We start from the raw sequence: 26,047 nt of genomic DNA on the forward strand, positions 1-26,047 counted from the left end.
TATCGCATCAGTGAAATATTTATTCATATTTACACTATATTTATGTAAACAACACTTATTACTACTTGTTGAATATCTAATTTAGCTGTTACGTTAATACTTAGTGTTGTTTATGTACTACTTCAATCTTCAAGTCATATAGGGAAATTAACATGCTTAGAATCAAGAAGTTCCTAGGAGTAACTACTGCAGTTACTATAGGTATGCTTTCAGCAAGCGCTGCTGCAGCCAGTAAGCCAAATATATTAGTTATATGGGGTGATGATATTGGCCAAGCCAATGTCAGTGCTTATACGTTTGGTTTGATGGGCTATAAAACACCTAACATTGATAGTATTGCTAAAGAAGGACTGATGTTTACCGATTACTACGGTGAGCAATCATGTACTGCAGGGCGCTCAACCTTTATCACTGGCCAAAGTGTTTTTAGAACAGGTTTAAGTAAAGTTGGACTTCCGGGTGCTGATATCGGCCTACAAGCTGAAGACGCGACTATCGCTGAAGTATTGAAACCTCTTGGTTATGCCACTGGTCAATTTGGTAAAAACCACCTTGGAGATAAGGATGAGTTTTTACCTACAGCGCATGGCTTTGATGAATTTTTAGGTAACTTGTACCATCTAAATGCTGAAGAAGAACCTGAGAATGTCGATTACCCAAAAGATCCTGAGTTTTTGAAAAAGTTCGGTCCACGTGGCGTTATCAAATCTACAGCTGACGGTAAAATTGAAGATACTGGCCCACTAAGTAAAAAAAGAATGGAAACCATTGATGACGAAACCGTCTCAGCAGCCCTTGATTTTATGGAAAAAAGCGTAAAATCTAAGAAGCCTTTCTTTGTCTGGTGGAATGCAACTCGTATGCATTTCCGCACTCACATCAAACCTGAGTTACAAGGCTCTAGTGGCTTAAGCAACTATGCTGACGGTATGGTTGAACATGATAACCATGTTGGTGAGCTGCTGAAAAAAGTAGATGACTTAGGCATTAAAGATAACACTATTGTGTTTTACTCAACTGATAATGGCCCGCATATGAACACTTGGCCAGATGCAGGTTTAACGCCATTTAGAAGTGAGAAAAATACCAGTTGGGAAGGCGCTTTCCGTGTTCCTGCTATGGTGAGATGGCCAGGGAATATTGAACCAGGTAGTGTATCCAACGAAATCATGCATCACATGGATTGGCTGCCAACATTCGCAGCTGCGGCTGGTGATACTAAAATTAAAGATAAACTCCTGAAAGGTTACAGCGCAAATGGTAAAAAGTTTAAAAACCATCTTGATGGTTATAACTTCCTACCTTACCTAACAGGTAAAGAGAAAGCGGGCCCACGTGAAGAAATTTTCTACTTTACTGATGATGGCGACTTGGCTGCACTACGTTATAAGAACTGGAAAGCAGTATTCTTAGAGCAGCGAGTAACAGGTACGCTTCAAATCTGGGCAGAACCTTTTGTTGAGTTACGTCTTCCTAAAATATTTAACCTGCGTATGGACCCATACGAAACAGCTGACCGTACCTCTAACACTTATTATGATTGGTTGATTGACCGTGCATATTTGTTAGTACCAGCGCAGGCTTATGTTGCTACTTTCCTTGAAACATTTAAGGAATACCCTCCAAGACAAAAAGCGGCAAGCTTCAGCTTGAAGCAAGTGATGGAGAAGTTAGAGCAACCTGCTAATCACTAATGTCGATTAATCACATCATCAATAAATGATGATTAATGATCAACAAAGCCACTCAATCGAGTGGCTTTTTATTGAATAAAATAAACTTGATTTAGATGACCTGACTTATCACTTCAGGACTAGAACTATCACTTCAGGACTAGAACTATCACGTTTATCACTATCAAATGTCTTATTTCCAGCTCGTCATCTTATGACCTTTGACTGCATAGAATAAAATGAATAAGTAACATGGGATCATCACTAAGTAGCCGCCTTGCATACCAAGAGAAGTAGCAGAGCTTGTTAGCCCCCAAAACACAGGTCCAAAAGCTCCACCAGCAATACCCATAATCAGTAGCGCAGAACCGGTACTGGTTAACTTACCCATACCTGAGAGTGCTAAAGGCCATACTGCTGGCCACACGATAGCATTCGCTAGACCTAAAAATGCAATAAGCAGTAATGTATCTGGTAGTTCAGCTCCACCAAACGGCACTAATATTATATTAGCAATAGTAAAAGATTCACTGTCACCAAACACAATACCTAATGATAATATTACGCCTAGTATTGCGCTAATCAGTAACGCATTAGGCTGTGATATAAATCGAGGAATACAGATAATACCCAGGGTGTAACCTATCACCATACACACCATAGTGTATGAGGTCATTACCCCGTAATTTTCGACGCCTAAGGTTAACGCGTAGGTGCCAATGGTATCGCCAGCAATCACTTCGACTGCAACGTATACAAATAATGCAACCACACCTAAAGCCAAGTTAGGACGTGCTAAGGCCTCTTTAATTTGCCCTTTCTCTGAACCTTCCTCTGCTTCTTGCTCCAATTCTGGCAAAGGTGATTTTTTCACTGCAAACGCTAATACACCAATGAATATTGCCATCCCTAAATACGGAAGGATTAAACTATTGGCCATTTCATCAATCTGTATTTGAGTTAAGGTCGTGCCAACACGGTCTTTAAAGCTATCTAGAATCAAAGCTGTAAATACCATTGGCGCAATAACACCAGCACCTTTATTTAAAATCCCCATCACACTCACACGCGCTGCAGCTGACTCTTCTGGGCCTAAGCGAACTACATAAGGATTAACCGCAGTTTGTAATAAAGTCTGCCCAGTCCCCATGACTAATTGCGCTAACAAGAACAATGGAAATATCTGAGTTTTAGCGGCTGGAATAAACAATAAGCCAGCGATCATCATGATCCCCATGCCTAAGGCCATGCCAGATTTATAGCCCACTTTACGTATAACCCAGGCAGATGGCAGTGCAGTAAAGGTCACGGCAATATAGAAGGAAAATAAGATCAGTGAAGCTTGAAATGGGCTGAGTTGTAAAATCTGTTTAAGGTACGGCATCAATGAGCCGTTTAGCCAAGTGGCAAACCCGAGTACGAAAAAGAGAATGGCGACAATCGCCATCGGCAGTACACTGCTTTTTTGCTGGCTGTTATTCATTGTAGTTTCCATAAACCTGCTTCTTATTGTCATTAATATCTGGCAATAACCGCTCGTTACCGCCCCATATGTGTCTTATTGTTATTGAGGTTTTAGCATTGCTATGATGCCGAATTGTTAACTCATTTCATAGCAAATATGCAATTCATGTTAAAACATAAACACCACAAAGACAACGCTGTCATTCCTTTAACTGGTAGAACCATAACAAGTGAAAATCAGGCTTGAGAAATTACTAAACAAGCCAAGCACTTAAATCGCCACTAAAGCAGATAACTTCAGTCGCTCTTAAATTCTAATAAATATCTTACGTTGATATAGCCATAACAAGGCTAACCATTGCACAGCGAGTAAACTCAACACTGAGAGTAATTGTTGCCAACTAGCTGGTGCGGCATTGACTACACCACCAAATAGACTTTGAGCAAAATACTGCCAGTTCATTAAACTAGATGCGAGATAGATGATAATGGCATTCGTGCCAATCACTACAAATACCAACGACCATTTTTGCCACTTTAGGACATCCACGATGCCGTAGAAAATCGCTAAAAATACCATGCTCCAGCCAGACGTCACCAAAACAAAGCTGCTAGTCCATAAGTCTTTATTAACTGGAATGATCATATCAACTAACCAACCTAAACCAATTAATAATGCACCAACGAGCAATAGGGTTATGACTTTTACCCATTCGCCAGACAATTTGTTCAATGCTTGCTGCTGTTTTACGAGATACTGTCCGACAAAGACGCCAATTAAACCATTAACCACAGCAGGGAGTGTCGAAAGAATACCTTCAGGATCTAATGCTCGATTTTGATAGGAAATACCTGGAAGGAATAAGGTATCAATATATGCGTTGATACTCCCCGATTGAGTAAACTGGCCAGCTTGACCGTTAGGAAACGGCATGAATAATTGCAATAAGCCATAACCAATTAAAATGGCGAATGCGCTAATGATTTGAGTTCGTAAACTTGTGTGCCACACAAGCATTGCACCAATAAACCAAGCGAAACCAATACGTGCTAACACGCTTGCGTATCGGACCTGCTCAGGATCTACAGGCGCGCCAGTGCCCCAACCATGGTTATAAAGAACGCCTAATAAAATCAATAAACCAAGGCGTTTAAACGCATGGCGATATATGGGGGTACGTTGTGAAAGTGGTAACTTGTCTAACCTTTTAGGAGATAAGCCTAAAGCGACACCAGATAAGAAGATAAATAAAGGGAATATAACATCATAAAAAGTAAAACCATGCCATTGGCTGTGGTGCATTTGGCCATCAAACCATTGCCATCCACTCCAGCCCGTTAACACGAGTAATGCAGCAAATAAGCCTTCACCACCTAAAATCCAAAACATGTCAAAACCACGAAGAGCATCAAGTGACATAAGACGCGGTTTAGACGGCTTACTGGCTTTTGTGTTTGCGCTTACGTCTTGGCCTTCTTGAACATTACTTAAAGGTTGCGATGTGAGTGGGCTAGGCATCTTAAACACCTTGAGCGTTAGATTCTGTGTAAGCAACGTCGCTATAAATCAGCTCACCCTTGATGTAAGTTTGACTCACTGTCTGTTGCGAATTAAGCAGAACAAAGTCGGCTTGCTGACCAACAGCAATTTTGCCTAGTTCTGTTTTATTAAGGTATTGAGCAGGATAAAGTGATGCCATTCTAAGTGCTTCTTCATGAGATAAACCTAGCATACTGACACTGTTATTAACTGCTCCCACCATATCTAACACACAACCAGCCAGTTCACCTGACTTTGCATTAAGCCTATCGCCTTGTCTAATGACCTCAGTGCCAAATAGTTCAAAACTGGCATTATCATCCATGCCGACCGGCGGCATAGCGTCTGTGACCAGCATGACTTTGCCTTGCGGTTTAGCGTTAATTGCTACTTTCGCTGTCGCGCTGTGGACATGGTGACCATCGACAATTAAACCACACCACGCATGTTCGCTTTCTAACGCCGCGCCCACCATGCCAGGTTCTCTTGAACCGAAACCAGACATTGCATTAAATAAATGAGTAAAGCCGTCAGCTCCAGCTTCTAGTGCCGCTACAACCGTATCGTAATCGGCATTTGAATGACCTAAACACACTTTAACATCATGTGAGACTAAGATTTTTATCACCTCAGCAGACACATTTTCAGGCGCTAAAGTCACCACTTTAATGCCTAAATCTTTGCGAGCAAAAATCGCTAACTCTTCATCGGAAATGGTTCGAATGAACGATTGCGGATGAACCCCCTTTTTCGGCACACTTAAATGCGGCCCTTCAAAGTGAATCCCCAATACGCCGACAGTTTTTGATGCAATCGCTTCAGCAACTGCATCTGCCGCTTTTGCCATGACTTCAACTTTATCTGTAATAAGTGTTGGTAAAAAGCCTGTGGTGCCGAACTTGGAATGGGCCGCACCGATCGTTTTAATGCAATCTAGCGTAGGCTGAGCATTAAACAGTGCCCCGCCGCCGCCATTTACTTGCACATCAACAAATCCTGGTACCAATTTACCCTGTAAATGAGTCACATTCTCTAAAGCGTATTCATCCACTAACTGTAAATCTAGACCGGTATCTGCAATGTGATTAATTGCTGAAATGACACCGTTTTCAACGGTTATCGCAGCTCTTGGCTGAAACAGTTCGCCATCAAAATATTTATCTACAATCAGAGTTTGCTTCATAGTGTGTCTCTTTAGGGCACTTATTAACTTTGTTAAACCTAACGTTGCTAAACCTAACATTCTTAAACTTAAGTTTGGTTCAGCTCAGGACAGGACAGTGAAAATTTAATTTACAGGGTTTGAGTGACTTTTTTAAGCCCTTCAGGCTGATCTGGGTCAATACCTCGTGCAACTGCTACAGCAGCAACATCAATGTAAAAGCGTTGCAATAATGCTAATGGAGCAACACGTGGATGAATATCTTTTGAGGTTTGATTTAAATGCACTAAGTCTGCGCCGCGCTGAGACACATTTTCAATCTGCTCAATATGGCTTTCGTAAGATTCATCGTTGATGCAAGCATCGACAATCGCAAGCTTCTTCTCAACCAGTGTCACTGGTCCATGTAAAAACTCAGCACTACTGAAAGATTCGGCATGAATAGAGCAGACCTCTTTCATTTTAAGTGCAATTTCTTTTGTCACGGCATAACCTAATCCACGGCCGAGTACCACTAAATTATTCACACCCTCTAATGATTCTGGTGTTAACTGAGGCGCTGAATCAACAGCCGTTTGAAGTGCAGATGGCATTGAATCAACTGCAGCAGCTAATGACTCGCTTTGAGTCCATTCAGCTGTTAATTGAACAATGGCAGATAACGTCGCTAAATAGCTTTTAGTTGCTGCTACTGCTTTTTCTTCACCTGCACGCAGTGGCAGTACCACATCGACAATATCTTTAATCGGTGCTGTTTCATCATTCACAAGAGCCACGCAAAATGCGCCTGCATTTTTAGCCATTCTTGCTTGGGCTAAAATGTCAGGGCTACGGCCTGACTGAGAGATAACAATGACGAGTCCGCCTTCAAGCTGTAATGACTTACCATATACACTGGCAACTGACGGCGCCGCGGCAAAAGTAGGAATACCCACTTCAATTTCAAACAAATACTTAGCAAATACACCTGCATGATCTGATGAACCACGACCCACTATCATCACAAATTTAGGTTTGAAAGCACGTAGTTTTTCACCAAGTTCTTTCGTTAAGCCAGCATTAGCAGCAAGTTGATCAGCAATTTTTTGTGGTGCAGAGCGAGCTTCTAGCTCCATAATTGTATCTGTCATCGGTTTAACCCTATTAATGATTGTGAGTAAGATGCAATGGTGCAGCCTACAGATGTTTAAATATGATGATTAAGTTTGTCGCATAAGTTTGTCGTATAAGTTTTTGCTTAAGTCTGGCGCATAAGTTTTTCGCAAAATTTTAGTGATTCACCGCGATTGGTTAGCGGTCTGCACTTGGTATTAAGACACTTCGCGGTTATGTTGTTGAGCTGCAAATTCTTGACGCGCAAAAAGTATTGCGCCGATTTCTGGCGGTGAAATAGCAAGCTCAACCCTGGCGACAACATCTTTATCAAGCCAGACAGCTAAAGGTTCAGCTAGGCCACCTATCATTGAAAAGCGTGTTGGTTGCAATGCAAAAAGCTTGCGAGCCATGTTGCTAATGTATTTTGCGCCTTGTTTAACAATTGAAATGGCAACGGCATCGCCTTGCTCAGCTTGTTGTAATACAATGCGAGCTAATTGGGCATAGGTACTTGAAGACTGGCCTGCAAGATTCTCAACCAGTCCCATTGCATCAGTTACATTAAAGTGGGCTAAAAGAGGCTGAGTTAATTGAGTGTCTTCAGCAAAGCCATCAAGGTTTAATAGCACGTGCTCGGCAGCTTGTTGGCCTAACCACGCTCCGCTCCCCTTGTCTCCTAAAGCAAAACCATGCCCGCCAATTAATAAGTTTTGGTTACCAACATGTGCATAACCGCAAGAGCCCGTGCCAGTGATAATTACCGCACCATCGTTGCCTTCATGGGCACCGATACAAGCAGTATGTAAATCTGTTGTCAGATACATTTTGGCAAAAGGATGCTGCCATTGGTTAACAAGGTCATATAAACGCGGCACGTTAACGCCTGCTAAGCCAAGACCAGCAACTAGCGTGCTAACAGCATCAGGGTTAAGTTTGGCATCAGAAATGGCCAGTTGAGTAGAAGCGAGAATAGATTCGAAGGTTTGCTCTAAGCCATGTAATGGATTAGCTCTACCGGCGACACCAGTTCCTATCACACCTCTTTGAGGACAAAATATTGTTGCGCGGCATTTACTACCACCACCATCGATGCCAATAAAAAGCTGTGATTCAGTTTGCAAGTTAACGCCCATGACATCCCTCTTATCTCTTCTATTTAAGCCGTGTTAAGCAGCGTGATTCAAACGCTAAATAAACAACAGTATTCGAAAATACCCACGATACGGCTGGCTTCCTGAATAAGTTAACTTAATGTTACACCACAAATGACAGCGTTGTCATTTATTTTTTGATAATGAAACTACAATGATGCCATATAACAATCTAAGCGACTGTTTACAAATAACAATATCATTATAATAAAAATATAAAAATGAGTAATTTACTCATATTAAAGACATAAAAAAGGCGTTAACAATCTGTTTAACGCCTTATGTAATCGGTATGCAAGTGTAGGTTGGTATTTATCTAGCGATTAGATAAACTCAAACTTCTACCTTTTCTGTTGCCATCTGGTGATATTGTGCGAACCTCAACCTCACCAGTCACTTCAACGGGTTGCTTGAACAGAGTCCAGGCGCCTCTTTGGTCTCGATATTCAATCTGTAAGCCTGGAAAAGCAATATTGGTGTGCAGCTTTCCATCAATCACTTTAGCACCCACTGTCGGTAGTCGATAAGCAATGTTGGCTTTGTCGAGTTTAGCGAATTCTTTTTGCCCGAGCGTATTTGCTAGTTCATTCCATTGCTGTTGTTGTTTTGCCCGTAGTTCTGCAGTAAAGAAGCCTGAATTAGCATCATATACAGCACCTGAATATTGATAAGGCACTTCCCAATCAGCTTGATGCCAAGCTTTCTCAGCAAGCATTAAGACTCTTGGATAGATCATGTATTCTGCAACATCATCACTTCGAACAGTTTCACTCCACAGTTGACCTTGAATACCGCTAAAGCCTTTTCCTTGCTGTAGTGGACCCGATATCACTTTACCTGTCTCATCTTTCTTAACGGTGTCGTCTGCAGTAAATGGGTTACCTTCAATGTCTTGCCACTGTTCAGCATTTGCGGGCAAGTTGTCTGGCATAAAGTTGAAAATCTTTTGACTATTTTGAGCTCGGCCTGCCCAGTAATAACCGTGTTCTTTAGGATCCGCTTCATAAGGGAAATCAAAATACAGTACTTCTGGGGTTGAAAGAACGGCATCCCAACCGAGATTTGCCTGTTTGTGCGCCAGTCTGTAGCCATCATGGGAAATAACATCCCAGATATTACTCTGGCTTTTAGCTGGCATGTTCGCTGGATTAGTATGGCTCATGCCATCACTCCAGCCCGCTGGTTCGATTCCTTTGGCTGCTAATGAATTAGATAAGCGTTCGATAAAGTAGGCTCCTAAGTCATCAACTGACGTCACACCTTTATCGTTATTGGCAACAAACGTAAGGCACTGGGGAGATTGCTTCCAAGCACCAGCGGTTTCATCTGCGCCAATATGATAACGATGTAAAGGATGATTGGCTTGTTGGTGCAATTTAGCGATCTCGCTGATCACTTTATCAACAAAGTGGAACGTTGACTCCATGCAAACATTTAAAGTGTTGTCGCTGTAATATTGTACTGATGAATACACCGTTTTATCGTTAGCGTCTGAGAGTAAATATTCGTTTGCCGCAGATTCGTTCCCTGCCGCCATCAATTTACGATAGCGTGCTTCCATTGATTTTATCGCAGCGCGAGAATGCCCCGGCATATCCATTGATGGGATCACTTCTACCTGACGAGCCGTAGCATATTGGAGTATTTCGATATAGTCAGCTTTAGAATAAAAACCGTTAACTTTACTATCTGCAAATGGGCCACTGCCTAACTGTGGGATCAAACATGTTGTTTCAGTTAAATCGTGGCAGCGCTTACTGCCTATATCTGTTAGTTCTGGTAGTCCGTCAATCTCTAATCTCCAGCCTTCATCATCAGCCATATGCAAATGCAGCTTATTGAGTTTATAGGCTGCCATTTGATCGATTAAATCTAAGATCATTTGTTTGCTATGGAAGTTTCGTGCGACATCTACGTGCATGCCACGAAAATCATAACGAGGACTATCTTTAATTTCTAAGGTGTTAAGACTTAAGTCATCAGGTGTGATTAACGCAGCGATTGATGCGATGCCGTATGAGAATCCAGCTTCATCTGATGCGCTAATCACAATCTCATCTTTTGCGACAGCTAACTGATAGCTCTCAGGTACATTGATATTATTGACCGTATTTAAGGATAACTTAATACCTGATTCACTCGCCTTAACACCTAAGCGCGATAGTCGATTTAATGCCGCAGCAACAGAGCTTGGCTTAACCTGATTATATAAAACGTTAATGCCTTGGGCTAAATCCACAGGTTTATCTGTCGAGGTTACATTTACAGATGCTGGTGTTGGTATAATACGGTTGTCAATCACTTGATTGTTCAGAGAAACCTGCTGGTTTGTTTCAAATAACACTTCAGCTTTTGCCCACACTAATTGATCTTTACCAGTGCGGCGATACTGCCTCTTGGCATCTGTAAAAGCTTCAACGTAAGGTCTTTGCTCCATGCCTGTTTCAGCATCAATTGAAACTTGTGTACTCTTTATGATTGCTGGCGTTAACCCCTCAACCACAATGTAATAGTTTGGCATTGGATCCGTTTCAGATAATTGCCATAACTCGCCTCTAAAACCAAGGGTTTTAGTCTCCCCAGCTTTGAAGCCAGTAAACTGATCTGTAGGGGATATTTGATGTAGATCCCCCTGCACTCGAGTAATTGCAAACTCTGGGGTTAACACATCCTGAACGGGACGCATTTGGCTATAAAATATTGACCAATTGGTATCGTTAATATTGTCAGTGCTAGTAAAGTCGATTTCAGCGATAAAGCAGCGTTGATCTTTTTGCGCTTCTGAACAAGCTTCATCTGGCACATTACTCACCATGCGATAAGTAACATCAAGCTTTTGTGCAAACTCATTAAGTGCTGCTTGAGTCCAACTATGATTAACAGCACTTGCTATTGATGCTGTTTGCACATCAGGCTTAACTTGTGAGGATTTATCTGAAGATGAATGCTGACAACCAACCACCCCTAATGACAATAATAAAGCTGATGCAATGATAGTCTTATTCATAAATTCCTCAGTTATCCCTGGTTATGTCTAAAGCCAACAGCTCGGTGAGCCTTAAGCATAATGGCTTTAATACTAAAGCTTTAAGCGTAAATCTAATAGCATTAAGCCTAGTGGCTTTAAGCGTAATAATTTTAAGCGCAATTGAATTAGGTCTCTTTTAATCAATATCTAGTTTTATCAAATAACAGGCTGATATAAAGACTGTTTGTTTTAAAAAAGATAAAAAAATAGCTGGGAACCATAGGATGAACCCAGCTTATACTCGTTTCTGGGGAGAGACTAAAAGTATAAAAATAATTGTACCTCGCCCGACCGAAATACAATTAAAACATGGACAAAAGACCTCTTCCTTACCCATGTGGACCTTAAAACAACGAATCACACAAGCGATGACAACGCTGTCATTGGTAATCTACAGAAATAAATTTTAGATTTCTACACTTTTTTAATAAATAGCTACAGTTATTTAACAATAAGTATTTTATACAAATTAAAACAGAGACTTAAGGGGGGTTAATTTATTAAAATAAACTGAAATGTATGAAACTTTACGAGTGCTAAGGTTGTTTAATATTGCAGATGAAAAGTCAGCCAATAAAAAAGGCATTGCTAACTACTATTAATAAGTAGTTCACAATGCCTTCTTTGATGCGCAAAGATTAAGCCTTAGACATAATCTCAGTGCGAGCTAAACGATTAACTTGATTTAGCGATGATAGGTGGCCATAGATAGGACCTAGTAAACCGCGCTTTCTAAGTTCTAAATAATCTTCATCAGAAAGCTCATTCAGCTTAGCTTCATCAATTAGGTATAAACCATTGATATTACGCTTTTCACCAGCAACATCTACTGTCAATGTTTGTGTGGTGAGTAATTCTTTTTCAGCTAAGAAACCTAAGATATTACGGCTAGCTTGGTCTTGCTCAAAATGCGCAATTAACGCTTTTTTACGGCTTTCTAAGTATTCAGTTTCTTTCTCGCCTTCGAATAATGCTTGGCCTTCAGTTTTACTTACTTCAGCAGCTTCTTCACGGATACCGATCCAAACTTTATCTTTGATATCTGGATTAAGTACAAGGCCAAGTGGGTAGTCACGAACAACAGCAGGAATATAAAGACCTTGCCACTTACCGTCTTTAACACTTAAGTTTTGACCAGGTTTAAGACCTAGCATTGCAACAGCTTGAAACTCGCCATTGTCACTATTTTTAACGAATACAATTGGGTATTCAGTGGCTGCACGACCAATTTCGTGCAAAGTTACTGGAACAATATGCTGATCTTCAACATGTTTGTAGCTTGATGGCGTGATTTTTAAATCACCGTGTTTTGCGTGTTCAAGTAACGTAATTTGGTTAGACATCTTGGCTCCTTCAGGCGCTTCTAATCAATAATGATTTACATAAAAAATTCGGGATTCAGGTCCCTTTTTGTTTAAAATTTTAGCTTTAATTTTCGCTTGTAGATTAAAATATAAATCCCAAAATTTTTAAATGACGCCTTATCAACTTTCAGTAAGTCAATACACAATAAAGCTCATTATCATTTAATCTGCTGCTAACGTTACCGTATAGAGAAATAAAGTACCACCAGCTATATAGATTTATTGGGGTTGTTTAGATTGTTTTCAAGCCAAACTGATTAATTTTATTTAATAGCGCCCGATGCTCAGGTAATTCAGCAGCTAAAGATTGGCCAATCTGCTGAATTCGAGCCACTTGCTGTTTAGCAGTGTTGCAATAGAGGCGATCGAGTTGAGATGATTGAGTTTGGTATTTCATTCCATAAAGTACATACAAATAATTATCGATATTGAACACTTCAAAGCGAGAAAACAAATCATCAGTTATAGGGCTATAGTCTTGCCATAACATCATTTTTTGCTTCAACGCTTCAGGGATAGAATCCGGATGCCGGTTATCAATCCAGAAATCAGAATCAGTTCTGTCCGAAATGCAATAATGCAGTTTGGCAAATTCAACAACTCGTTCCCATGCATAAGTCATGGTGTCGTTAAATCGCGCTGATAAACTCAGCATTTGCCCCATGGTTTGCGGCAAGCGCTTAGCTAAATAACCTGCTGCAAAGTCTGTTAATAAAATAGATGTCGCTTCAATGGGCTCTAAAAAGCCTTGAGCAAGACCAAGCGCTACACAGTTTTTAAACCAAAACTGCTCTCGATAACCTACTTTCATTGGGATTTCACGGGACTCTAGATTGGCTAACTTGCCACCTAAATAACGATCGAACTTCTTTTCAGCTTCCGCTGATGACATATGATTATCTGAATAAACAAACCCTGTTCCACGTCGCTCTGGTAATGCAATATCCCAAATCCAACCCGCCTGATGTGCTGTGGCGATGGTGTAAGGCGGAATAGCATCCTCTGTTGTTATTGGCACTTGTGCCACTATCGCCTTATTAACAAATAATTGTTTCGATTTATCAACAAAAGGAACCTTAAGTTTCTTAGCTAACAGAATCGATTCGAAACCGCTGCAATCAATATAGAAATCAAATTTCAAATCGCCGAATTTATCAGTTTTCAATTGCGTTAAGTTACCCTGCTGATCGATATCTGCATCGAGAACGTTTGCATGCAAATGTTTTACACCAAATTTTGTAGTCGCATTGCCAGCGAGTAATTTGGCGAACTTGGCAGCATTAAGATGATAGGCATAACTCACTTTGCCACTGTATTCTGGCGTAGTAATTAATTTAGGTGCTTTGAGTGACTCGCAAATATAGTGTTGCGGTGATACAGCTTGAGTAAAGGCTTGCTCTGATGCTTGATTAAGCCAGTAATCGGTTAAATCAGTACCAAGAGGACTGGGAACATCAAATAGGTGGTGGTAGCTGTTACCCACGCCATGTTTATGCTTGTCTAACCAATTACAAAACTTAATAGATTGCTTAAAACTGACATCACAATCACGAATAAAGTCAGTTTCTCGAATACCAAAGCTTTGTAGTGACTGCTTAATAGCAGGTACTGTTCCTTCACCGACACCGATAGTTGGAATATCGGGAGACTCAATTAATGTCACTTTCACATTTGGAAGTAATTGTGCTGCTTTTCCGATATGGTTTGCCGCTAGCCATCCAGCTGTTCCACCACCAATTATGACAATGTGCTGTACTTCCATATCGACCTCATATTTTATTATTATTTTTGTTATTAAAATAAAAAGCCTAGCAATTTGCTAGGCTTTTTATCAAATATACGAAACTAAACAATATTTAGAAACGTAGGTTTAAGCCCACTTTGTAACGAGCTTCGCCTTCGAAACTCCAAGCTGGGTATCCGCCTTTAAGCTCAGGTTTAACTTCAGCATCATCAGGTGCAACACCTAATTGAACACTGTCTTCTTCAAGTAAGTTAACCACTTCAAATGATATACCTAAGTATTCAGTGATGTTGTAGTTTGCACTTAAATCAAGTGTTCCAAAATCTTGATGTTCGCGGTTACCGTAGAAACCTGGTAATTCACGCATCATGTATTCGCTACGCCAGTTATAAGCAACACGAGCTGAAAAGTCTTCCATCTCGTAGTAACCGACTAAGTTAACTGTATGCTTTGAAGAGTCAGAGAATACGCTAACTTCATCAGGGTAGTTTTCAGCTGCTGCATCTGAATCTGCGAAAGTATAGTTAGCTGAGTAACCAAAGCCGTTATCAAAACCATCTTGGATTTGTAACTCGATACCTTGGATTTGACCACCTGTTCCGTTTTTCTTACTCGATACAGTCCAGCTATCTTCACCTGAATCAGGATCCGTAATGCCAATGCTTTCATCTAATGTCTGTGAAGAAGTAACAAACGAGCTAACATCTTTAATAAAGTAAGATACACCCATTAAACCATCTGGGCTAAAGTACCATTCAACACCTAAATCAGCTTGAGTCGCTTTAAATGGCTCAAGTGCAATGTTACCAGTATTAACAACTTCATTTCCTGCAGTACCATCTGCATAACCTACAAGCGCTGACGAAGAAAACATATCTGCGTAATTAGGTCGTGAGATAACTTGCGATGCTGAAGAGCGGATGATGACATCAGGAGCCACATCAAAAGCAATGTTTACACTTGGTAATACGTCACTGTAGCTTGCATCAGCAGTACTTAAATTATCAGCATATGAACCATCATCTTGAAGAGCAAAGTAATCTGATGTTGCGTCCGTTGAGATATAACGTAAACCGAAGTTACCGCGGATACCGTCAGACTCAAAATTAGCCATTAAATATAAAGAAAGGTTTTCTTCATTAATCGTGCCGTAACCTGACTTATAAACTGGTCCTTCTTTAGAAAAACCACCAATAGCTGCTTTGGCATCTCGTAACATGGCATCCATATCTGGCTTAGGTAAAGTATAGCCTGCGCCCGATGAAATTTGACCATTGTAATAAGCTGAAGCATCTTTTGCCGCTATATCAGCATTAACGATTGCTGGTAGTGTTTCCTGAGTGACATCATGGTCTGCGTAACGAACACCGGTTTTAATTGCAGTGATAGCGCCTAAATCAGTAGGAATGGTAAAATCTACTTGAGCATAAGTTTCTTCATCTGAGTTTGGTTGCTTCTTAAGCGCCCAACCTGCAGGTGACAATTGACCACCAAAATCATCTGCTGTGAAGTTTTTATTAGCGACATCAATTTTAATCACTTCACCAGTTGCATCGTAAGTACCAGCGTAATCAGCAGCTGTACCTAACCAAAAACCATAGTTAGAAGTTAATTCGGTACCACCTTCAGACTTGGTATTACCCACACGGCCTTCAACTTTAAAACTTTCATTTTCGTAATCGAAATTGAAGTCGTAAGTATTTGAATCCATACTTGCTTGACGAGCCCAAGTTTGTGCCCAACCTGGGTTTGCGCCATTGCCATCACGGCGATAAAAAGTACAAGTTCCTAACGAATTACGTTGTTCACATGCTTCATCTTTATCATCTGGGAACATAACAAATAACGAGGTATTAGCGTTATTTGCTTGCATATCCAGACTCATGAAATCTAGACCAAAGTTTAAGTTATCTGTCGGACTATATTGAAGCGCACCGTTAATCGCAGTTCGTTCACGGTCTTGCTCAAATGTAGTAGGAACAATATCACCCCAACCGACTAATGATTCTATTCCGTTACGTTGATATGTTGTTTCTGAACCCGCTGCTGAGATTAGAAAACCGAAGTTTTCATTCTCGTTTTTCCAGCTATATAAGCCTGATAATTCAGGATCAGTTTCTTCAGAAATTGTACCGTAGTCACCTTTAGCGCTAAGGAACACGGTATTTGCATCTAAATCTAATGGTTTACGTGTTTTAACGATAACCGTACCACCAATACCACCTTCAGGTAAATCAGCCTGAGACGATTTATAAACTTCAATTCCACCAACCATTTCAGACGGTAATAAACTGTAGTTAAAGCTTCTGTCGATTGACTGTTGGTCAAACCAACCAGTTGAAGCAACTGAATGGCCGTTTAATAATGTACGAGTTAGGCTGCTTGAAGCACCACGTATCGAAACACCTTGTCCCTGACCAAACTGACGACTTACAGCTACACCTGGTATACGTCCTAATGACTCACCCACGTCACCATCAGGAAATTTACCGATATCTTCAGCTGTTACAGCATCAACTACAGAGTTTGAAAAACGTTTTTCGTTAACTGAAGCCTTCATCGAGGCACGCATGCCTTTTACTTCAATTTTCTCAATGTTTTCTTCTGCGGTTTCAGCATCAGCAGCTAATGCTCCTACTGAAACCATACTGCCAAGTAAAATAGCAATGTTAGTTGCTAAAACATTTTTCTTAAAATTAATAGGTCGCATCTTCATTTCCCTTCCATAACTTTATTATCGTTTTTGGATACATAACCATTCCACCCGGAATGACAACGCTGTCATGTCTAGAGCAAACATTACACAATAATTAACAGGCTTGCCACAAGAAAATAACTTTGGCGTGTTTTTTTTAGTCAGAAAACAATCGAAAACCAAACAGCAATAACAATCAAACCCAATAAAAGCAATGCTTTACAAGAATTAATATCTTGTATCATTTTTGCTACATTTATTTTAATTCAAGGACTCATCCAACCAGCAAGACAATTGAAGATTGCCAATTTCAATAAAAATAAGCACTATTAGAGGTAATTGAACTTACTTTATTTCATCTGCTAGATGCTTTGATAACAATTATTGGGGGATAAATGTCATCAAACACAGATAAATATCTGCTAAGTTAATAGCCTGAATCAAAGAGCAAAATAATAATGAAAGTAACCATCAATGACGTCGCCAAACATGCTGGTGTGTCAATAAAAACAGTTTCACGGGTGACCAATAAAGAGTCCTCAGTGAGACAAACTACTGTAGATAAAGTTAACGCAGCAATTAGCGAACTTAATTATCAACCTAATTTAGCAGCCAGAAACTTAGCCAGTACCAAGTCATATGTTATTGGTTTCATTTATGATAACCCCAATGCTTATTACGTTATTGATATGCAAAATGGCATACTGTCAGCCTGCCAGGATAAAGGCTACGAGTTGTTGATCCACCCTTGTGATGCCAAGTCTCCAGATATTTGTGATGAGCTCACTAAAATGGTTAAACATTCACGTTTATCTGGACTAGTGCTAACTCCTCCGATGTCTGAAGACCCGAAGATACTTGCAGCACTTGATGAAATAGATGCTAATTATGTAAGAATTATTGCAGGCGAAAGCACTGATGCAGAAAACGGGCTTACTGTACTCGTCAATGATAAACATGGTGCATTAGAAATTACTCAACACCTTATCGACATGGGGCATTCTGATATTGGCTTTTTAAGTGGTGATCAGCACCATGAATCAACTAAAGAACGTTTAACTGGTTTTAAAGATGCATTAAGACTAAATCAGTTATCAGTAGTTAACGACTGGGTTTTAGATGGGCAATATTCATTTGAATCAGGGGTTGAAGGTGCAAACAGGCTTATTAATTTACCTAAACGGCCAACTGCGCTTGTTGCTTGTAACGATGAAATCGCGGCAGGAGCATTATTTGCAGCAAGATTAGCCGGGCTAGATATCCCAAAGGACCTGTCAATTGTAGGTTTTGAGGACAGTCCATTTTCACGTCAAACCTGGCCTAAATTGACGACAGTACATCAACCTAACGTGAAAATTGCAAAAGTTGCCACCGAACTTCTGATCGCAAATAGTAAAGAAACAGTGGATAAGAAGTCGATGGTATTTACACCAGAGCCTGTGATTCGAGATTCATCATCGATGCGTTAAGCTTGGTTAAATCATGCTGTAATATCCAGATTAAAAAAGCCTCTACAGATTATCTGTTAGAGGCTTTTTTTATCGTTAAATAAATTCTAAAAGCAAATTAAACCGCTTCTTCGTTCTCTTCACCAGTACGGATACGAATAACACGCTCAACATCAGTGACAAAAATCTTACCATCACCAATCTTACCTGTTCGTGCGGTATCGACAATCACTTCAATCGCCTGATCTAATTGCTCATCTTGGATCACTAATTCAATTTTAACTTTAGGAAGAAAGTCGACCATATATTCCGCACCACGGTATAGCTCTGTATGACCCTTCTGGCGACCAAAACCTTTAACTTCCGATACTGTCATACCAGTAATGCCTATTTCCGCAAGTGACTCACGCACATCATCTAATTTAAAGGGCTTAATAATGGCTTCTACTTTTTTCATCAACTCACTCCTAATTATTCTCAAAGCTAATCATTTAAGACAATGTAACTTTTAGAGTTTTTATCAAAATTTATAATTTTATTAATACTACTTGAAAGAACACTAAGTTACAGCCGGATATTAGATTTATTTTATGATTATAATTTTCAGTTAAACATCAAATTTCGAACTATAGTTAATCCCGATACTGCAGGATGCGGTACCTCCATATATCAAGGATGAAAATATGATAAACAATCGCCAGAGCTTTGGATTTAACTTAGTTGAGCTAATGATCACATTAACTATATTCAGTTTACTATCAGTTATTGCACTCCCCTCCTTTAAATCCCTACAGCAGCAACTTAGAGTTGAAAGTAACCTTCAAACCATACAACAAGCTATGCAATTTGCTAGAAATATTGCCATAACATACGGAACAAGGGTGACGGTATGCCCCATACTTAATAATAAATGCGGAGATGATTGGAATAGCGGGTTTTCAGTGTTTATTGATTCAGGTAAAACTAACCAAGTAAATACCAATGATGTCATCATGCTTGAAGTAAGTCAGTTTCATGAAGAAGACATCATTCAATATAATAGACTTGCCGTTAGATATCAGCCCGATGGCTTAGCATCAGGCACAAACGGAACCTTGACATACTGCCCAGAGACTATCGATAGCCCGTACTCAAAAGCTATAATTGTCAATCAAGCAGGTAGAGTACGTTATTCGACTAAAAATAATATCAGCTGCAAGTAATTACAACCGTCCACATCTGTTAACAATTCGCTGATTTTATTTATTCTCTTGGTTATACTGATATAACATTACCAAGGATAATAAAAAATGAAGCATGATTTGAAAGGATTTACACTTGTTGAATTAATGGTAACTGTGGCTGTTGCAGCTATTCTGTTAACTGTAGGTGTTCCATCGTTAGTTTCTCTTTATGAAGGCCAACGTGCTAATAGTAATATCAGTAAGATCAATTCGAGCATGCAATTTGCTCGCAGTCAGGCTGTTAGCTACGGCAGCAGAGTGTCAGTATGCCCTTTTAATGGTACGAGTTGCGATTCAGATTGGACCCAAGGATTCAGTATATTCATCGATAACGGTACATTAGGTTCATTAGATAGTACCAATGGAATTCAAGATACTGTGCTTAGAAGTGTTGAAGGGTTTAATAGTGATGACTTTATTTCTTCATCATTAAGCCGATACACATTTAATGCGGATGGTTTAATGAACCTTAGTCAAACGGGTAATATTATATATTGCCCTGGAAAGAAAACACATGCGGATTCTAGGGGAATTACCATTGGTGTTTCAGGGCGCATTTCAAATATAGAAACTGCTGTTACCTGCCAATAAGTAACAATTCAAAGGGTTATTTCTAATTCAGATGTATTTTTTATAAACCAATACAGATTTTACTCTACGTATTTATAATAAAAACCTTCCCACCTTATAATGTAGGAAGGTTTTTTATCAATAATTAGACTAACTAACTTTAATAACTACTTATTTCTTCATCCATTTTACGAGCTTGTTTGGATTTAAACATTTCACTAGTCATTACACACTGTTCAACGCCTCTAACTACTGCACGCTTGCCTGAAACAGTACTCACTTCTAGAGTCAATATTGAAGCTTGTGCTTCAACTTTCTGACTTGCAAACCAAGTAAACATAGCTATGTCATTTCCATAGCTTGTTTCTATAAAACATTTATAAGTGCTTGTCTGTTCTTGTTCCTCAGCAACAAGAGAAAAGCAATATAAAGTAAAGAAAATACCAATAATTAACCGAATCATTTCCAACACTCCTCTGGCAACTTAATGCCCGTAGCATTCAATGTTATTGAGACACAATTAGGATCACGTGTCACTTGGGTACCTTTTGCAGATGCCGTTAAAGTGAAATCAGTATTGTTTACAACGACTGCATCAATCGAATAATACGTATTGTCGACAACCCAAGGGTCTGCATTTAATCCTAGCTTCGTCATGTCAGTCGTATATTTACGGTTATCTAAATAGAATTGTTCTTGCCTGTTGGCAACATCCATTAAACCCGCTAAACCATCGGCCCTAGCTCCTTTAGCCACAAACTGGGTATAACTTGGGTAAGCAATAGAAGATAAGATGCCAATAATAATCACAGCAATCATAAGTTCTATTAATGTAAAACCATTTTCATTTCTCATCAATCTACTCATCTATATGGTAATAAATTTTATTCACACCTAAACCGCCACCGATACATTTATCATCACCTTGTGCACAGCCATCATCACTAGGATCATCAGCCTTTTCCATTTCATCTCCCGCAGCGCCGATACCAATAAGGTACATATAACTTTCGCCATCGCCATTCGGTGGAACAACAAGCTGAGGAGTATCAGGAACTCTATCACCCATCTCTAAATACTCTTTTGTGTAAGAGCGAGTCCCTTTATGAAGATCAAAGCCGTACAAACGGCCTTTACCAGAGACTAAACATTGATTAGACGATGTCGCTTCACCTGGTAAGTAAGAAGTAAAAAATACTCTCCCTTGGACAATTGTTGATGCAGAAAGGCTTTTTTCACCAGCTCCACCAAAACTGTAATACCAACCTCGTTTTTTACCAAATGCAACATTATCATCCTCAGTAGAAGGAGCGGCACTAGTTACATCGTACAAGTTAGACAAATCTAATACATCAGGTATCTCACTACCTGTAGCGCCAGTAAATGATTTAGTGACAACGTTTCTGTCTTGTACAACAAAAAACTTATCTGCACGAGAGGTATCTAGTGGGTGAGGTCGATGCCCTGTTCCAACTGTAACTGCATCATATGGAACATTTTGATAAGAACGAATTGTACTAGAACCATCAGGAGTACTAACTGTAACATCTGAAATATTAGTAAACACTGTTTGTGCTACTGCTGGCTCAGCGAAGAAACGTCTATCATTACTTTGTGAAGACCCACCTAAACTGGCAAATTTATGGGCAGTCCATGGGGTAGTAGAATCATCTGGTGAGCCACCTGGTAAATCCATTCTCCAAATATTAGCACCTGTATCTGTCGCATATAGTCTATCGGCTAATCTGTCGTTATTACTATCTAGGACGGCTATGCTATTTGGGATACTATCAACGATTCCATCGAGCTTGGTTTTATTTGTACCAGCCTCACTACCAAAGTGATGTACTAATGCTCCTGTTTCTGCATTTAAAACATAAACACTACGACCATTAGTATCATCAGATCCAACCCCATCGCCATCCTTAGTTGAAGGATTGTACCCTCCACCAATGATAACAACAGGTGATGCTGTATCAGCTGAAGTATTCCCTGAAGGGAAACCTGGGATATAAGTAATAACGGGCTCTGACCAAGATTGGCCCATTTCAGACATACCTTGAGAATCAGGATCTACTTTCCACATAAATGTCGGTGAATCAGGATTCGTGATATCAAGGGCATAATAAGATTTTCCTCCTCGACGCATTCCAACATATAGCCATGCTTTTTCAACAGCTCCACTTGCGGTCCTTTTTACATGAGCAACAGGAGAACTATCCATACCATAAACAGAATGAACTCCTGTAGGCACGTTTGCTCTGAGCTCTCTTAGGTTTGGAAGTAACTCTTGAGGCATAAATGCCCAAGTTTCTTCTACTTCATCACCTTTATCTTTGAACATATGTAAAAAGCCTTGATTGGTACCAACCAATACCCTTACATCTGGAGAACCATCTGTGCCATAGTTAATAGCTAATGGTTTAGAGTGTAATGGATCACCCATAATATCTGGACGAATGTCAGAACTAGAGCTATTAGTATTTTCATCATCAACATCAATACCCGCAGCCCAGTCAAATAATTTAGTTAGCTCAGACTCGTCAACTCCCATAAATAATGCAAGTTCATTATCACCTGATATACCTGGGCTATTACTCGCGTTTGATTTAGAGAATGCTTCAAGTCCGCCACCCGAACCAAAATTTCCGTATAAAGTTCTACTAGATGTATTTTGCAGCATTAAAGCCGCACCACCTATTGCAACATCATTACCATCACCACCACCACTAGTGGCTTCACAAACGGATTTAGCAGTCCAATAAGAACACGCTGAAGCTTTTAGGTTCCCATCTTCTCCAATGGCATTGTTTCCATCTTGATCAACTACATCTCCAGAACCTGTCACTTTGAATTTTTTTAGATTACCGAACCAGCGAGGCCCCTTATTCGGTAAAAACATTGCGTAATAAACAGAGTCAAGTGTTTGCGTTCTATCAAAGTTGTTACTTGAAATAGAAGGAGAGGTAAAACTAGAATTTGTCTCTAGAATATTAGAGAAAATTGCCTGTAAAGCTTCTTGAAGTTTTTGCGCATCAGCTGCTGAATAATAAGCACCGTTTCCTCTTAATGCTGTTTCTTTAAGAATCGGAGCTGCACTTGCTGCACCAGAACTAAAACCAATAGTATAAGTATTGATTGTTTGCGTACCGTCTAAATTGGTATTTACATCATTATCGCTAATCCAACCAGCTAACGCAGGTAGATAATTACCACTATATTTATCAGCAGTGGTAACTCCACTAAGTGCTAAAACTTTATCATCGGCATTGTTATCACGAGTTGGTTCACCATCTGTTACATAAATCACATAAGCTTTGTCTTGGCATTGTTTTCCAACAAATGGCGAAACATAACTACCATTTTTTTCGACTGTTTCGCTCGTATCCCGAAGTGGGGTTCTATTAGGGTCATCATTACCATAGTAAACACTCTTACCTGCAAAATATCTATATGCCTCATATAGGTTTTCACAAAGTGGCGTGTACCCATTGGCATTTAAATCACCAATCGTCGAAAGCAATGTCCCCTTGTTCTCTTCTGTTGTCTGAGAAATACCATAAACAATACGACCACCACTTCTTGTGCCATCAGAGTCATTTCTATTAAACACTGATAATCCAAAATCAACTCCTGGCGTTGTAACGATCGTATCCTCAATAACGCGTTGAGCAATATCCATTCTAGAATAGCTTTTTTGAGTTTTAGTACTGTGATACCAATTTATATATTTCTCGGTATATAGTGTAATCGGTTGCCCAATACCAAAATTTGTTAACTTGGCTTTTTCAATAGCCGCCTCTAGTTCCGTCTCACTTGAACTGTTGTCTGCTGCTGTATATCTAATTGGATCTGCACTAGTCCCAAGACCATCAACAGGGAAGCCTAAAAAGTTAGTATTGTTGTTATAATAAACCCCTTCTGCGATATCTTCATAACAATCTACCTGTTGAATCCCTGAGCCATCAGTTAGCGGCAACTCTGACCAAGTTCCATTTTCCCCAATGTATTTATGTTCACGAATATATCCAGTAAACATGCCGTAATCTTCTAAATATTGTTCACCAACATCACAGCCATTTACCCCATGTAAAAAATATTGTTCACTTGACGCAGTGGGAATATCTGTACTGCTTCGGGTAAAGAATAGCTTAGTCGAAGTTAATAAAGACCCGTTATCGCTGACATTTTCATCACCTCGCTCATAAGGTTCATCTGTTGTAAAGTTGGTCCCCATACTGCCTGAAGTATCAAAAATAATTAATACTTGAGGTCTTGAACCTGAACGCGCAGTAGATTCAAAGACATATAACTCTGTGTCATCAGCAAAGCTATTTGCACAAATGCAAATTACAGCGAAAAATAATGTACTTAATATAAATTTCATCATGGTTAACTCCCTGACAACACTTCTTGTTCAAAACCTAAAACAATGGTTACTCGGCCTAAATTACTGCGGCCAAAATTTGCTGAGCTAGACACTTCAAGCCTTTTACATTTAATCATATTGGCAGAATTTGCTTTAGGTGAACGTTGACAATCATCATCACCGACCCCTACGGTCATAGGAGTAACTGTATTGACAACCCCCAAAGCTGCATCATTCATAACTGTCTCGGCAACCATATTAGCCATTGTCGCTCCACTATTATCTGCAATCATTTTCTCTTGACCCCCTTGTGCAGAAACCATAGCTTCAATTCGCTCAGAACCAGCGCCAGACATCCTTAGCGACTGGGTTGAATTGACAGCTAGAGCAACACCAATCACAGTCATGATTACAAGCACTATTAATGAAAAAAATAGTACTACTCCCTGCTGCTTTTTTATTGAGTTTTGCATTTTTTCACCTAATAAATTGACACTCAGCCTCAATAGCCCTTCATATCAAGTTAATTTTTGTTATTAATACGAAAAATTAATTGCGTATTAGAACTGGGTTTTCTAAAACTACAGTTGTTGAAACCACTTTCCGACGATAATTATCATTTAAAGGTCCAACTGTTTTATCACCTAATTGATATGTCACGTCATTAGTATATTTCTTGTCTTCATTAGCCGTACGAACTAACAAATATACTCTTAACGATACAAGCCTTTGAAAGAAAGCGTTATCCCACATTAATGTGGTAACATTTTGTGCAGGCATATAACTATCAGCAGTATCATCACCATTACTATCAAACCCATACATAACTCTCATATTATCAATGCCTTCTACCAATTGCTCATCGTTATTCATACCATTTGCAATCGAAAGTGTTCGGCGTTTTAATATTGGTATATCACCATCTGTTTCTATGTAATACACATGATGTTGATATTCCCAGATTCGACTATTTAGTAAAGATGGTGGGGCTACATTACCGTTGAAGAATTCTATTTCATTTGAAGTCGCAGCAGCATAATAACGAGTAGCATTCATGCTTGCGGCTAATACAGATGGACCAACTAATCGCTTAAGTTGAACTACATCAGTATTGGATTTAGGTGTAATGCAAGCTAAGCTCTCAGCACTAACACCAACTTCATATCCCCAAAGTCTTCTAAAATGAGCTGGTTGATTATTTGGGAAACTAGCGTTATTAGCTCCAGCCCCAATACAATCATTTGCTACAGCTGTTGCTGAAACTCTTGTATTCACACCAAAGTTTAAATCAGTGCCTGTTATATCTGCAGTAAAACCTAATTGACTCATGTCTCGTTCAATAATGGATAATGCTATCCGCCCATTTTCTTGTAATTGATTAAATTGGCTCGTAGAAGTAACATTACTTGAGGACATGTTAAACATGGTAAAAATGCCAACAGTTAGAAATAAACTGATCAACATAGTTACCATTAATTCAACAAGCGACAAACCAGCCTGTATTTTCAGCTTTTTTGGCAT

The 26,047-nt window shown here is 39.6% G+C and carries 19 protein-coding genes; 4 read left to right on the plus strand and 15 right to left on the minus strand.

The genetic code is table 11. From position 1 onward, the window contains the following. Positions 1 to 152 precede the first annotated feature (152 nt). The gene (locus tag Q4600_RS00920) at positions 153 to 1,694 is read left to right on the plus strand and encodes an arylsulfatase (protein ID WP_303512586.1); all 1,542 of its coding nucleotides are present in this window, start codon (positions 153 to 155) and stop codon (positions 1,692 to 1,694) included. 172 nt (positions 1,695 to 1,866) lie between these two features. Here Q4600_RS00920 and nagP read toward each other — a convergent pair whose 3' ends face one another. The 9 genes from nagP to Q4600_RS00965 all read right to left on the minus strand — a co-directional run bounded on the left by nagP (position 1,867) and on the right by Q4600_RS00965 (position 16,931). Next, the gene (gene nagP / locus Q4600_RS00925; RefSeq protein WP_303512583.1) at positions 1,867 to 3,168 is read right to left on the minus strand and encodes an N-acetylglucosamine MFS transporter NagP; all 1,302 of its coding nucleotides are present in this window, start codon (positions 3,166 to 3,168) and stop codon (positions 1,867 to 1,869) included. A 276-nt stretch (positions 3,169 to 3,444) separates the two neighbouring features. Next, the gene (nagX, locus tag Q4600_RS00930) at positions 3,445 to 4,557 is read right to left on the minus strand and encodes a transmembrane glucosamine N-acetyltransferase NagX (RefSeq protein ID WP_102528687.1); all 1,113 of its coding nucleotides are present in this window, start codon (positions 4,555 to 4,557) and stop codon (positions 3,445 to 3,447) included. A gap of 100 nt (positions 4,558 to 4,657) precedes the next feature. After that, positions 4,658 to 5,860, minus strand: coding sequence for an N-acetylglucosamine-6-phosphate deacetylase (gene nagA, locus Q4600_RS00935; RefSeq protein ID WP_303512580.1), 1,203 nt, complete (start codon positions 5,858 to 5,860; stop codon positions 4,658 to 4,660). A 110-nt stretch (positions 5,861 to 5,970) separates the two neighbouring features. Next, positions 5,971 to 6,969 (minus strand): glucosamine-6-phosphate deaminase NagB-II, encoded by a 999-nt coding sequence (nagB-II, locus tag Q4600_RS00940; protein ID WP_102528681.1) that lies wholly within the window; start codon positions 6,967 to 6,969, stop codon positions 5,971 to 5,973. 180 nt (positions 6,970 to 7,149) lie between these two features. Next, positions 7,150 to 8,067, minus strand: a complete 918-nt coding sequence (gene nagK / locus Q4600_RS00945) for an N-acetylglucosamine kinase (protein WP_248954560.1) — start codon at positions 8,065 to 8,067, stop codon at positions 7,150 to 7,152. A 334-nt stretch (positions 8,068 to 8,401) separates the two neighbouring features. Continuing rightward, positions 8,402 to 11,092 (minus strand): family 20 glycosylhydrolase, encoded by a 2,691-nt coding sequence (locus Q4600_RS00950; RefSeq protein ID WP_303512568.1) that lies wholly within the window; start codon positions 11,090 to 11,092, stop codon positions 8,402 to 8,404. Between the two features lie 659 nt (positions 11,093 to 11,751). Next, positions 11,752 to 12,456 carry a SapC family protein gene (locus Q4600_RS00955; protein ID WP_248954558.1) on the minus strand — a complete coding sequence of 235 codons (705 nt, stop codon included), beginning with the start codon at positions 12,454 to 12,456 and terminating at the stop codon, positions 11,752 to 11,754. A 253-nt stretch (positions 12,457 to 12,709) separates the two neighbouring features. Beyond that, a complete protein-coding gene (locus Q4600_RS00960) occupies positions 12,710 to 14,239 on the minus strand; it encodes a tryptophan halogenase family protein (RefSeq protein ID WP_303512564.1) in 1,530 nt (509 codons plus the stop codon). A gap of 94 nt (positions 14,240 to 14,333) precedes the next feature. Continuing rightward, positions 14,334 to 16,931, minus strand: coding sequence for a TonB-dependent receptor (locus tag Q4600_RS00965; protein ID WP_303512561.1), 2,598 nt, complete (start codon positions 16,929 to 16,931; stop codon positions 14,334 to 14,336). A gap of 443 nt (positions 16,932 to 17,374) precedes the next feature. Between Q4600_RS00965 and Q4600_RS00970 the strand changes: the two genes are divergently transcribed. Then, a complete protein-coding gene (locus tag Q4600_RS00970; RefSeq protein WP_303512558.1) occupies positions 17,375 to 18,385 on the plus strand; it encodes a LacI family DNA-binding transcriptional regulator in 1,011 nt (336 codons plus the stop codon). A gap of 97 nt (positions 18,386 to 18,482) precedes the next feature. Here Q4600_RS00970 and Q4600_RS00975 read toward each other — a convergent pair whose 3' ends face one another. Continuing rightward, the gene (locus tag Q4600_RS00975) at positions 18,483 to 18,821 is read right to left on the minus strand and encodes a P-II family nitrogen regulator (protein WP_144210077.1); all 339 of its coding nucleotides are present in this window, start codon (positions 18,819 to 18,821) and stop codon (positions 18,483 to 18,485) included. A 226-nt stretch (positions 18,822 to 19,047) separates the two neighbouring features. Between Q4600_RS00975 and Q4600_RS00980 the strand changes: the two genes are divergently transcribed. Beyond that, entirely contained in the window at positions 19,048 to 19,566 is a 519-nt protein-coding gene (locus tag Q4600_RS00980) for a GspH/FimT family pseudopilin (RefSeq protein ID WP_303512551.1), read from the plus strand. Positions 19,567 to 19,653: 87 nt separating this feature from the next. Continuing rightward, the gene (locus tag Q4600_RS00985) at positions 19,654 to 20,178 is read left to right on the plus strand and encodes a GspH/FimT family pseudopilin (RefSeq protein WP_102529653.1); all 525 of its coding nucleotides are present in this window, start codon (positions 19,654 to 19,656) and stop codon (positions 20,176 to 20,178) included. A gap of 139 nt (positions 20,179 to 20,317) precedes the next feature. On the opposite strand, the gene Q4600_RS00990 is transcribed toward Q4600_RS00985, so the two are convergent. The 5 genes from Q4600_RS00990 to Q4600_RS01010 all read right to left on the minus strand — a co-directional run bounded on the left by Q4600_RS00990 (position 20,318) and on the right by Q4600_RS01010 (position 26,047). Then, positions 20,318 to 20,620 (minus strand): TapY2 family type IVa secretion system protein, encoded by a 303-nt coding sequence (locus Q4600_RS00990; protein ID WP_303512546.1) that lies wholly within the window; start codon positions 20,618 to 20,620, stop codon positions 20,318 to 20,320. Beyond that, entirely contained in the window at positions 20,617 to 21,012 is a 396-nt protein-coding gene (locus tag Q4600_RS00995; protein ID WP_303512544.1) for a type IV pilin protein, read from the minus strand. The genes Q4600_RS00990 and Q4600_RS00995 overlap by 4 nt, the downstream gene beginning before the upstream one ends. Positions 21,013 to 21,016: 4 nt before the next feature. Next, positions 21,017 to 24,547, minus strand: a complete 3,531-nt coding sequence (locus tag Q4600_RS01000) for a pilus assembly protein (RefSeq protein WP_303512542.1) — start codon at positions 24,545 to 24,547, stop codon at positions 21,017 to 21,019. A gap of 2 nt (positions 24,548 to 24,549) precedes the next feature. Next, positions 24,550 to 24,987: a PilX N-terminal domain-containing pilus assembly protein gene (locus Q4600_RS01005; RefSeq protein WP_102529782.1), complete on the minus strand. Its 438-nt coding sequence runs from the start codon at positions 24,985 to 24,987 to the stop codon at positions 24,550 to 24,552. Positions 24,988 to 25,075: 88 nt separating this feature from the next. Then, positions 25,076 to 26,047 (minus strand): PilW family protein, encoded by a 972-nt coding sequence (locus Q4600_RS01010; protein ID WP_102529657.1) that lies wholly within the window; start codon positions 26,045 to 26,047, stop codon positions 25,076 to 25,078.

This window comes from Shewanella sp. 2_MG-2023, from assembly GCF_030548905.1.
In the GTDB taxonomy this organism is placed as follows: Bacteria; Pseudomonadota; Gammaproteobacteria; order Enterobacterales; family Shewanellaceae; genus Shewanella; species Shewanella electrodiphila.